The sequence below is a fragment of the Methanosphaera sp. WGK6 genome, assembly GCF_001729965.1.
Lineage (GTDB): Archaea > Methanobacteriota > Methanobacteria > Methanobacteriales > Methanobacteriaceae > Methanosphaera.
In genome coordinates this window covers 1-12,276 of the sequence record NZ_JRWK01000012.1, presented here as the reverse complement: position 1 = coordinate 12,276, position 12,276 = coordinate 1, and the positions used below count along the sequence as shown (strand labels likewise).

Genomic DNA, 12,276 nt, shown 5'->3' with positions numbered 1-12,276 from the left:
ATAATTATTATATAACTATTCGGCGAGTATATGACTGATAAAAATCTTACGTATATTGAACGTTATAAACAATTTATTAAAATAAAAGACATGATTTTACTTTCTATAATATTTATAGATCTTGGATTTATGATTATGGGAAATATACTTCCAATAAATACTGAAGCAAAAATATTCATGTCTTACTTTGATTTAATAGTTTGTTTCTGCCTATTTTTAGAACTACTATATAAATACACACATAGTAGAGATAATTTCAAAACATTTCTAAAACAAAATTTTATCAATATACTTGCAATACTACCTTTAAATCTGATTTATCTAAGATTTTTCACATTAATTCGTATATATGAAATATTAAAAATATTTTTCATAACTAACACGTCTAATAAAACAAAAATGAGAAAAAGACAGAAATTTTTAAAGGAAAATATGTTACTTGATGTAATTATTGTTTCTATTGTTTATCTAGTTGTGGTTTCATTTGCATTAAAATCATTTAGTTCAATAACTATAAATAATATTTTTGATGCATTCTGGTTTAATATAGTGACTATGGCTAATGTTGGATATGGTGATATTAATCTCATGTATATGGATAGTAAACTAATAACAATAGTCACGATATTTATAGGTACATATGCAGTAGCTATTCTTACAGCATATTTATCTGCATTATATAATGAGAAAACTGATGAAGAAATAGAAAACATTCTTAAAGAGTATTTGGGGGATGTAGTTCAAAATCTAGAAGATGTTGAATGTAATGTTAAAGAATATAGTGAAGAGATTAATTTAATAAAGAATGACATGGTTAATTTAGAAGATAAAATTAAATTATTTATTGAAAGTAGGAAATAGTAAATATTCATACATTAAAAACTAAAAATATATTTTTTTAGAAATACATATTTAATAATTAATTTAAAGAGTAGTGAAATAATGAACTTGAAATCAATGAATATTAATATGTCGGAGGAAAATAGGAGATTACTTCTTGAATTAAAGGATATTATTTTAATAATATTAACCTTAATTGATTTCATATTTATATTCATAATCACAGTTTATGATATTTCATATAATGAATTAAGATTCATGGCATTATTTGATTTAATAGTATGTGTTGTTTTATTTTTTAATTTAGTATATATTTATAGACATTCAAATGAATCTCCTGGGACTTTTATTAGAACACATATAGTTGATATCTTGTCAATTATCCCATTTAATTTCATATTTTTAAGATATCTGGCAATTTTCAGAGTTATACGTATAATAAAAGTATTACAAGTATTTCAAATATTTAAATTATATAATATTAGACATTATAACTTCGGAGCTTTAAAATACTTTGTTAGAAATCGATTATTAAAAGTACTAGGAATATTGATAGTATTTTATATAATATTATCTTCAGTTATATTATTTAAGATAGATCCATCATTTACATCATTATTTGATTCAGTATGGTATAATATAGTAACTCTGACTGGTGTAGGTTATGGTGATATAACGCCTTTGTCTCAGCCAGGTAAAATTATGGGTATGTTGACTATAATTATGGGTGTATTATTTATTAGTATTTTTACTGCTGCAATGTCTGCATTGTATATGGAAAAACAAGAAGAAGATACAAGACATGCTATTAAATTATATGTGAATGAACTTAAAAATAGGAATAAAAATCTTCAAAAGGAAATAATTAAGTTAGATAAAGATATTAATGTTTTACATGAAAAGTTAGATGATGTAACGCAATTACTTGATGAGGAAATTAAGAAAAATAGTATTGATGGTGTTAATGATGAAACCAGAAGAAGTACGGAAGATGGAAGAGGAAGAAGATGAGGAATTTATTGGATTAAATGTGGAGACAACATTACTTGATGCTGTTCAAAAACTTTTTAAAACAGAACCTGAAGTTGAAGTGTTTTATGATGGATTTCTTGAAAGAGTTCAGAATGATAAAAGACTTCGAAAAAATAAAAATAATAGACGATTAATGAATGAAGCATTTCTTGATGAATTACTTAAATATCATGAACTTGACAAGATAAATAATGCAATAAATAATGTTAGTGTATCTGATGAATCAAATCTTGTTGAAGGTGATGATGAAAAGGATGTTGATAAATTACTTAGAAAAACATTTAAAGATAAAATGGAATTTAGAATGTTCATGACCTATATCAGTCAGTACATGATGGAACTTGGTGACAGTCCTGTTGAAGCATGTGCAAAATCCATGAAACGATTAGGTAAGTCTGATGCAGATATACTAAAAATAACAAGTGTAATTAATAAAATATTCTAGGGGGAAATATTATGGAAAATAATTTAATAATAAAACATAGATATGTGTTAGATGAAATACTAATAACTGATGATAAAAAAGCATCATTTCTACTAGGATTTTTAACACGTAAACTAACACACATGGAATATCATAAACTTAAAAAAACACCATTTTTAAACAAAATCTATGAAATAGACTTAAATCATGATAAAATAAAAGCACTATATCCAGTAATGATTAATGAAATTCGTAAATATGATGCAATATTTAAAGAACTAGAAGAAGAAGCATCAATATCTCTACTAAAATCAGATAAAAACTGGAATATAAATGATGAAGAAACAAGTTTCTATTTTACACTAGGTTATACACTTGGAAGTGCACCTAACTACAAAAGAGATATCAACGATAAAGAAATAACAAGTTAAGATGGATATGATAATATTATATAATAATATCATTATATAAAACTTAAAACTTTTTTTTACTATTTCTTTTTAAGCATATCAAATCCAAAAATTAATAATAATAAAAGTGGCCAAACACCAATTCTACCTACCCAGAAATCAAGAATCATAACTATTTTTATAAGTAATGGCATACTAACTGAAACATAACTAGGACCTATTCCCGTATTTCCTAAAGCTGATGCAGATATTAAAACAGCTGTTTGCAAATCATTACAATATATTAATATTAAAAAGGTACTAACAATAAAAATCAATACATATGCTATTATATAAATATGTATTGTTCTAATAGCATTATTTGAGATTTCTCTATGTTTATTATCATGATAGACCTTTTTAAGGATAACTGCATTTTTTGGTAAAAGCATTGATTGAACTTCCCACCAAATAGATTTAATCAATATTTCAATATTATATATTTTTATTCCACCAGCCGTAGAACATACTGATCCACCTATAAACATGAGTATTATAAGAATATAAATACAAAATGGTGGCCAAAAACATATATTTGTTGTAGAAAATCCTGTTGAACTCATCACAGATACTACTTGGAATAATGCATGTCTGAAAATCACAGTTATATCACTACCATAAAATCCATTAAAATATAATGATAATGTTATAAAAAAGGTAGCAACAATAATTATTCTCACCATAGCTTTTAACTCAACATCTTTCTGCATATTCTTAAAATTACCTTTAATAATTCTATATAAAATTATGAAATTAGTACTACCAATTAACATAATTATAATAGTTATAAATTCTATAATCACAGAATTAAAGTAATTTACACTAGATGGATTAATAGAAAATCCTCCTGTAGCTATTCCACAGAAAGTATAACATATTGCATTAAATAAATCCAAACCTGCAAGTAAATATAATAGTATACCAATTGAAGTTAATATTAAATATAATTTAATGAAGATGGTAATCGTATGTTTAATATTAGGTGTCATTTGTTCAGTTTTACCTTCAGCAAAATATAAACGTTTTAAACTAACAGAGGATGGTACAATAACTAACAATAACACAATAATACCTAATCCACCTAACCATTGTGTTAAAGCAGCCCATAAACCTAAAGAATATGGATAAGTATCAAAGGAAAGCAATGAAAAACCTGTTGTTGTAATACCGGACATTCCTTCAAATATTGAATCAATAAAACTCAGATTTCCTGAAAAATAAAATGGAAGACCACATATACATGCAGTTACACCCCATATACTTAAAACAAAAAGTAATGATCCCTTTAAAGATAATTTTGTAATGTTTTTTCTCTTAAAAACTAAAAATAAGGATAAACCAAAACCTAAAGAAATAGCTGCTGATATAATAAATGCATTTAAATATATTACATTATCATGAAATATTAGTGAACAAAATATTGGGATTAACATAAACAATCCTAATAAAACACAAACATAACCTGTAAAATGGCCAATTGTTTTAATTTCATTATGATTTAGATTATATGAACTCATCAAAGACTATCCTTACCATTTTTTATATACATACTATGTAAATAGTACTATTTAAAATTTATAAAAATAGATAAAAAAAATTAAAAAAGAAATATTAAAGGTAGTACTTTATTGTTTTTTCTCAGTATTTATAACAGAAAACATATCTCTAAATGTACTTCCAATACTTCCACTAATTGAACCAATTAAAAGTCCACCAATAATGGTAAATAATAATATAATACCAATAGATAAACTTATAGATAAATCAGCAGTATTCAATATACTACTAAAACGTGGAATATAATAGATTGTTAAAAAAATACTAAATATAATACAGAGAATCATACTTGCACTAGATCCTCGTAATGCTCTATGTTTAGCTTCTTTTCTACTAGATGGATTATATAAGAATGCAGCAATTAATGCTGAAAATATAATTCCAAGTAATAATCCTGTTATTGGAAGATTAATTAATCTACCTATAAATAATATGAGACTTCCACAAAAAATACCCATAATTACTGATGTTTTATAATCCATATCTAAATTCATATAAATCTAATACATTCTTTATAATTTAAACTATTAAATATTTACTAAAATGATAATTTTATAAAATCAGGGATGTATTTGATAATCTAATAATTTAGTATTTAATCCAGTTCCCTGAAGAATAATTTCTTCATATTCTGTATTAATAATCTGTGTTTTCTTTAAATTATCAGTTATATAAATCATATGGTTATTTAATTTTTTAAGATAAATAGTATGTGAATCAGTATACTTTTTTAAATTATTATCTTCCTGGTTAATAAGTATAAGGTCTATAATTGGTACTTTATTAATAATAGTGGAAGTATATGTATTATCATTATTAACAGTTAACATTTTATATTGATTATCATGAGTTTTAGTAACAATAATTTTATTTTTAAACTCAGTTAAATAATAATGAAAATCGTATAATATTTCCTCATCTAAATAAATGTATTCTATATGTTTCCAGTCAGACAATTTTTTAATGATTGTTAATATTTTAGTAATATATTTTATTTTCATGAAAACAACCTTCTTTGAATCAAATCATTTATTTTTTTTAAAATTATATTTTTGGCTGCTAAAATATTTTCAGGTGTTTTAACTATTATAATTTCAAAATAAATATTACATTGTCTAATTTTTAGTTATTTGTATTTTAAAAAAAAATCCGCTACTTAACAATAAATTATTGTTTATTTTACAATAATCATGGATTTTAATTAATACTTGTACATAGATTGTAGTTTATTTTTAATTATTTTAAACTACAAATAATATTTTTCTTTTGTGTTCTATTTAAATGAGTAATAAATTTGAACTTTAAAAGAATCATGATAATCTTAATATTTTTAAACTAAAACATAATAAATATATTATATATTAATAAGTTTTTTTTAGAATGATATTTTAGTCATACTATACTTAAATTTTAAGAGCTAGTTTAATATAATAGGTAATTAAAAAATTATTTTTCTAAAATAAATCTTAATTCATCTATTTACAATAAATTTAGAACTAATACATGTTTTAATAATAAAATAACAATTAAAGAAATAATAAAAAGGTGGTGAATAATTATGATTACTCTTCATTACTATTTTGAGTAATAGGTTCAGAGTTTGAACTACTATCTTCCTCTTCTTGTGAATATATATTGTTTGTTTGATTATTTGTATTCTGAATATTTTCATGTTGTTGTGTAGTTGTATGATTTACAGTCATATTTGATGTATTATTTGTTGTATTATTATCTTCTCCAAGGTTAAAATTAAAGTTTATTCCCTGACTTAAAATAAGTAATGCAACAAGAATAATACCTACAATAATTACTATAACTTGATTTGTTTTCATAGTTAATATTTTGTTATTTAGAATATAAAATGTTAACAGTAATTATTGTCATGTGTTTTTTAATAAAAATTAGTTAAAATAAAATTAATGAATTAAATAAAATAAAATTTCTAAAAAAGTAAATAAAAAAATAGATGTAGGGAACATCTATTCTTCAATTAATGCTTCATAGTTTTGTACTTGATCAAAGTTCTTTGAAGTCATACTATCTAGGCCAATAAGCATTGTTGAACCATTGTGGAATATAGATGTTAATGAAGGAGTAATAACTCCAGTTAATCCCATACCCATGAATAGTGTGTTAAGTACAAGTATGTATCTGTAGTTTCTATGAATTAAGTCAATCATTTGTTGACTGATTAATCTCATTGTTACTAAATCATTTAAGTTTGGTCTTAGTAATGTTATATCAGCAACTTCTCTTGCAAGATCTGATGAATCTTTCATTGCTACAGATACATTTGCTGCAGATAATGCTGGAGAATCATTAATTCCATCTCCTACCATTATTACATTTTTACCTTCTGCTTTTATACTTTCTACAATACTTGCTTTATCTTCTGGTAATACTTGTGATTTATAATGGTCAATTCCAAGTGCTTCTGCAGTTGTTGCAGCTGCATTTTCAGAGTCACCTGTGAGCATTATAATATCTTGTATACCAAGTTTTCTTAATTCATCAAGTACTGGTTTTGCTTCTTCTCTTGGAGGATCATATATACATATAATTCCTTCAAGTTTTCCATCAATTGCAAAGTAAATTACAGAGTATTTATCTGCATTTTCTTGTATAATTTCTTCTGTTTCAGGAGTTATTTCTACATTTTCATCTTCAATTACAAAGTGTTTACTTCCAAGTACTGTACGTTTACCTTCAAGAGTTGTAGCAATACCATGAGCTACAATGTATTCTACTTCTGAATGTAATTCCTCGGTATGTCTAAGATTTTTAGCATCTGCTTCTTCTACAATAGCTGTTGCTACACTGTGTGGGAAGTGTTCTTCGAGACATGCTGCTTGTCTTAGAAGTTCATCATTAGATAATTTACCTAATGATATACATTTTGCTACTTTTGGACTTGACTCAGTTAATGTTCCAGTTTTATCGAAGATAATTGTATCTGCTTCTGCAAATGCTTCTAGGTATCTTCCACCTTTTACAACTATTTGTCTTTCGGATGCTTCACGCATTGCTGAAATAATTGAAATTGGTGTTGCAAGTTTAATTGCACATGAGTAGTCTACGGTTAATGCTGCAATTGCTTTTATGGTACTTCCAGTTAATAGGTATGTTATACCAGTTACTGCAAAGTTCCATGGTACAATACTATCTGCTAGTTTTTCAGCTTTACTTTGAACTCCTGCTTTAAGTTTATCGGAGTTTTCAATTAAATCAATAATTTGATTTATTCTTGTAGATTCATTAAGTGCTTCTACTTCTACTGTTATACTACCGTTTTCAACTATTGTTCCTGCAAATACTGCACTACCTTCTGTTTTTTCTACTGCTAATGATTCACCAGTCATGGTAGCTTCATTTATTTCTGCTTCACCTGAAACTATTATACCATCAACAGGTATGATTGTACCTGTTCTTACTACTACTTTATCTCCTTCTTTGAGATCAGTAAATGGTATTTGTACTTCTTCACCAGTTTCTGTTTCAATCCATACTTGGTTAATATTTAACATTAGACTGTTTTCTAGTGAATGTTTTGTTTTTTCTATGGTGTAATCTTCAAGTATTTCAGATAATCCTAGTAAGAATGCTATTGAACTTGCTGGTCCAAACATTCCTTGTGACATTGTAACTACTAATGATGTTGCATCAAGTAAGTCTACATCAAGTCTTAAATGTATTAAACTATCTAGTCCTGCAACAACATATGGTATTGAATCATATGCTGTTTTTAATATATTAAGTGGTGCTGGTAAGAACCATTGTACAAAGAATCTTGTACTTATTTTTTTAATTATTTTATTAATATATTTTCTATTTGTTTCTGCAGATAATTCTTCTGTTGTTGGTTCTGCTTCAAATAAATCAGATTTTTTAATACTTGACAAGTATTTGAATACTTTTAGTTTATCACAGGTATATTTTATATAAATACTACCATTAACAGCTGAAACTTTAACAGTTTTGATACCTTTTTTATTAGATAATAATTTTGATAATCCGTATCCTTCTTCATTAGTGAATGCTGATTTTCCTGCACGAACACGAATAGTATCTTTATCGTTATCATAAACTATTTTAAATTTCATGTTCTTTCCTTCAATATTTTTTTTGATTAAATATTAAAAATAAGGGGGTTTATAAGAAAACTATTTTTTAGTATATTGTACTGATTTATTCTTCGTCTTCTTCTTCATCTTCATCTATGTCTTCTGGACCGTAGATTTCTATTTTTTGTTTTTCTTGTGCTTCTGCATGGATATCTTCTGCATCTTCTTTGATGTTTTCAATACCTTCTTCTACTGAATCTTTTAGGTTTAATGCTCCAGCTGTTAAACTTACTGCTGCATTGTGTGCTGCTTTTGTTTGTGCTAATTTACCAAGTGCAATTGCAGCTACTGCTCCGCATGCAAAGTATTTTACTTCTTTTTTACCTAAAAAGTCTTTTGCTCTTTGTGTGTATCCGTTTCCGTTATTTTCATTTACCATAATTTTCACCTTTTGAATATTTTTGTTTTTTTTTAATTTTAAGAATAAGTTTTACTAATTCTCTATTTTAGATATTTAATTAATATATTATATAAGGGTGATTTTTTTTAGTTTTACATAAATATTATTTATGCATGACTAAATTATATCTATTGTTTATTATTTCTCAGTATTTTTATTATTTTTTTAGGTATTCTTGCTTATTTTTATGTATTGTTTATTATATTTTTCGTTTATTTTTTTTATCAGATTTAATTTATTTTTTTTTAAATTTTTCTTTTATTTTTTTTAGAAAGATATATTGGAGTATATACTAACCCTATTTTTTAAATTAATTAGTTGGGTATTATATGATGTTAGTTTATAGATTAAATTATGAAAAAGAGTTACTTTTTATAATCATGTTATTTTTGATAAACATCTCATATTTTTCTAGTAGTATGCCATCTTCATTATAGATATAGTATATGAAAATACATTTACCTAAACATTATAATATACACTGGAAATCTTACCATTGTTTTTATAACAAATGTAACTTTCTCCGAAGGTATGGGGTATGTAAAAAAAGGTCCGTACGGTCGTACGGTCGTAATTCAATAAAAATTGAATAACATCGATTATACCATACCCTAATACTTATAAATGTAATATTAATTTATATTAATATAATAATTATATGAGCATAAGGCACATAATTTTTCATAATATATAAGTCTAACGGTCGTACGACCGTACGGTCGTAATTTGAACCACATATACCTTTTTAGAAAAATACACTAGAAATAAAACATATGGTAAAATTTCAAATGTAATTAACTGTTACATAATTATTTTGAACTATATTTTTTTTATAAGACATATTTTTTAGATTTTTTCTTATTAGTTCATATAATAAAATAAATTAAGTTTATATTATAATATATTATATTAACTAACTACATAGGGGTTATTTTATTTTGACAAAATGGAATTATGAGAAATTAGATAAAATGACTAAAGAAAGAGCAGAATTTTCTAGTATTCACTTAAATTATAGATATATTGCAGATAACTTTGAAGAAATTGCAATTGCTACATATAGTAGAGGGGACGTTATACCCCTTGAATTCAATGATATTAAAACAGCATATGATGGTGATCCATTAGATGATATTATCTTACCTGAAATTTCTGAACAATTACTAGATAAGTTTAATAATCTTGAAAATATTAGACATGTTATGCATATTAAACATTTTGCACGTAGTATCAATCTTGCTACTTGGATTGATTTTATTGATGGGGAAGTTAAGACATTTGTTAAAAATTATCCTCAATTTAGTAAGGTTATTATTGAATAATTAATTAATGTTATGAATTGTTTTTATGGGTAAAAATATAACATTAGTTGCAGTTAGTGGTTTAAGTCCATGAGGTATGTTTAAGGAATGTTGTATTGGATAATTGTTGAATAGATATAATTGTGATTTTTCATGTACTAGTTTGGTGGTAGAAATAAAAAATATAATAATTATACAAGGGGGTAATGTACTTCTTGTAGTAACTGATTTTAATAAAAATTATCCATCTAAATTAATCTAAAATAATCAAGTTCATATATATGAAGTTATTGTAATTCCAAAAGTTTTTGAAGATAATTCAATTTTTCCAAAATTAGGTAAGAATTAATGATGAAGATGAATCATTTAATTAATATAGTTAAAGAAGAAGTTAAAAAAAAGTAATTGATAAATAGGAATAGTATGTTACTTAATCCATTACTCTCTTTTTTTTATATATTATAATATATGTAACTATTAGCTAAATCATCTAATATAGGTAACATATCTCTCTTATTTTTACAGAATAATTCAAATGTTTTATAGATGATTGTATATATTGAATTTAATTTTTCTTGTTCATCAATAGAATCTACTTTAAATGGTAAAGTAGGTGTTTGTGTTGTCATAGGATTAAATGGATTTGACTTTGTTATATAGTGTTCTATGATAAATATTATGTCTTCAATAATAGTATTTCCAAAGTTTAAAGCTGTTTGTATTTTTGTTTCTTCTAAATTAGAATTTTCTTCAAGAAGTGTTATTAGTGATGTATAACCATTAAATTGTTCTGGAAGGAAATATTCTTGTACTTTATGAGATACATATTCATTTGCAATTTGAAGATATTCATTTTGTAGAGTTAGATACCATGCAAATGCTTCAATATATAAATTTTTTTCCATATTTAATAAATGCATTATGGATTGTTTTATTATTTCATTAAATAAATGATGTGCAAATTCATGAATAATGGCTCCACCTATTAGTTGTTGTGGTGTGTTTCTATTGATGAATATTTTATTAAATGAATAGTAACTTAGGAAGTCGGGATGTTTATTTTCTTGATCATATTGTACTCTAGCATAAGGTTTTGTTATTTTCATAAGTATTGGTATTGATGGTGTTTCAGCAGTTATACTAAGATTTTCTTCACCTATTTCTACTATTGAATTTAGTATTGTTGCATATGCACCATCAGTTAGAGGTATTTCTTTTAGTATTTCCAGATTTTTTTCACTAAATAATTCATAATATTTTTTAAAATCTTTTTTATAGTAATCATAGTTTCGAATGTTTTTGTCACAATTTATACATAAGGTGGAATTTATAGGATTTAACTGTCCACAATTAGTGCATGTTATTTTTTCATTCATTGTAATTACCTTGTTTGTTCTTTTTTATTTATTAATATTATTATATTGATATATATTGTTATATTAATTTATATATTTCCTAGTTAACTATATTTATGTTAGAATGATGTTATTATTTATTTTACTCTAAACTTGTAAAAAGTTATCACTATATATACATAGTTTAGAAACTTTTTCACTAATTTAGTAAATGAAAAAATGTTTTAATTGAAAGTAGATTGTTAGAATATAATAATTTTATTTAGTTATAATCACTAGACTATATTCTTTAATGGTTTTGATTTTCAAAATATTAAATTAGTATTAAAAAAGTAGTATGTGTATTTTAATATTATTTTTAGTTATTTGATTTTATATTAAGTATTAATTTTTTTTGTAAATTTAATATTTTATCTTTTTGGTTCATTTATCTAAATGGTATATTTTTTTAAGAATTTAATTAATTTTATTATGCAATATTTTCTATAAAATATTTAGTAATTCTTTATAAATCTAGGTTAATAAAATAATTATTTATAAATATAAAACTATATGAATAATTTAAATATAATATAATTATATATAAATAAAATTAAATTAATTTAAAAAGTAAATATAACTTAGATTAGTTTTATTAGGTTAAATATTCTATATTTTAATAAGATTCATGATGATAAAAATAGAATAAATTAAATTTTACTTTACTAAAATTAAACTATTCGGTACTTAAAAAAGGCTATATATTAAATACCTAAAAGGGCTATAGTAATAACTATGTGGGTATAAATTTAACTAAA

General features: G+C 24.1%; 12 protein-coding genes. 5 read left to right on the top strand and 7 right to left on the bottom strand.

The window, feature by feature from the left end; all coding sequences use genetic code 11:
• Window positions 1–30 precede the first annotated feature (30 nt).
• The 4 genes from NL43_RS06555 (at window position 31) to NL43_RS06540 (ending at window position 2,727) form a co-directional block, all read left to right on the top strand.
• Window positions 31–861 (top strand): potassium channel family protein, encoded by an 831-nt coding sequence (locus tag NL43_RS06555; RefSeq protein ID WP_069593259.1) that lies wholly within the window; start codon window positions 31–33, stop codon window positions 859–861.
• Between the two features lie 81 nt (window positions 862–942).
• A complete protein-coding gene (locus NL43_RS06550) occupies window positions 943–1,851 on the top strand; it encodes a potassium channel family protein (RefSeq protein ID WP_069593258.1) in 909 nt (302 codons plus the stop codon).
• Complete coding sequence (locus NL43_RS06545) at window positions 1,805–2,317, top strand: hypothetical protein (RefSeq protein WP_143741334.1); 513 nt, start codon at window positions 1,805–1,807, stop codon at window positions 2,315–2,317. The genes NL43_RS06550 and NL43_RS06545 overlap by 47 nt, the downstream gene beginning before the upstream one ends.
• 11 nt (window positions 2,318–2,328) lie before the next feature.
• Window positions 2,329–2,727, top strand: coding sequence for a TM1802 family CRISPR-associated protein (locus tag NL43_RS06540; RefSeq protein ID WP_069593256.1), 399 nt, complete (start codon window positions 2,329–2,331; stop codon window positions 2,725–2,727).
• Between the two features lie 59 nt (window positions 2,728–2,786).
• Here NL43_RS06540 and NL43_RS06535 read toward each other — a convergent pair whose 3' ends face one another.
• The 6 genes from NL43_RS06535 to NL43_RS06510 form a co-directional block, all read right to left on the bottom strand.
• A complete protein-coding gene (locus tag NL43_RS06535) occupies window positions 2,787–4,262 on the bottom strand; it encodes a TrkH family potassium uptake protein (RefSeq protein WP_069593255.1) in 1,476 nt (491 codons plus the stop codon).
• Window positions 4,263–4,370: 108 nt separating this feature from the next.
• Window positions 4,371–4,796 (bottom strand): DUF5518 domain-containing protein, encoded by a 426-nt coding sequence (locus NL43_RS06530; RefSeq protein WP_069593254.1) that lies wholly within the window; start codon window positions 4,794–4,796, stop codon window positions 4,371–4,373.
• Between the two features lie 66 nt (window positions 4,797–4,862).
• A complete protein-coding gene (locus NL43_RS06525) occupies window positions 4,863–5,303 on the bottom strand; it encodes a hypothetical protein (protein ID WP_069593253.1) in 441 nt (146 codons plus the stop codon).
• A 561-nt stretch (window positions 5,304–5,864) separates the two neighbouring features.
• The gene (locus NL43_RS06520) at window positions 5,865–6,134 is read right to left on the bottom strand and encodes a hypothetical protein (protein WP_069593252.1); all 270 of its coding nucleotides are present in this window, start codon (window positions 6,132–6,134) and stop codon (window positions 5,865–5,867) included.
• 147 nt (window positions 6,135–6,281) lie between these two features.
• On the bottom strand, window positions 6,282–8,402 hold the full coding sequence (locus tag NL43_RS06515; RefSeq protein ID WP_069593251.1) for a heavy metal translocating P-type ATPase: 2,121 nt from the start codon (window positions 8,400–8,402) through the stop codon (window positions 6,282–6,284).
• An 85-nt stretch (window positions 8,403–8,487) separates the two neighbouring features.
• A complete protein-coding gene (locus tag NL43_RS06510; protein WP_069593250.1) occupies window positions 8,488–8,802 on the bottom strand; it encodes a DUF6110 family protein in 315 nt (104 codons plus the stop codon).
• A 959-nt stretch (window positions 8,803–9,761) separates the two neighbouring features.
• Here NL43_RS06510 and NL43_RS06505 point away from each other — a divergent pair.
• Complete coding sequence (locus NL43_RS06505) at window positions 9,762–10,145, top strand: hypothetical protein (protein ID WP_069593249.1); 384 nt, start codon at window positions 9,762–9,764, stop codon at window positions 10,143–10,145.
• Window positions 10,146–10,576: 431 nt separating this feature from the next.
• On the opposite strand, the gene NL43_RS06500 is transcribed toward NL43_RS06505, so the two are convergent.
• Window positions 10,577–11,500, bottom strand: coding sequence for a hypothetical protein (locus NL43_RS06500; protein ID WP_069593248.1), 924 nt, complete (start codon window positions 11,498–11,500; stop codon window positions 10,577–10,579).
• Window positions 11,501–12,276 lie beyond the last annotated feature (776 nt).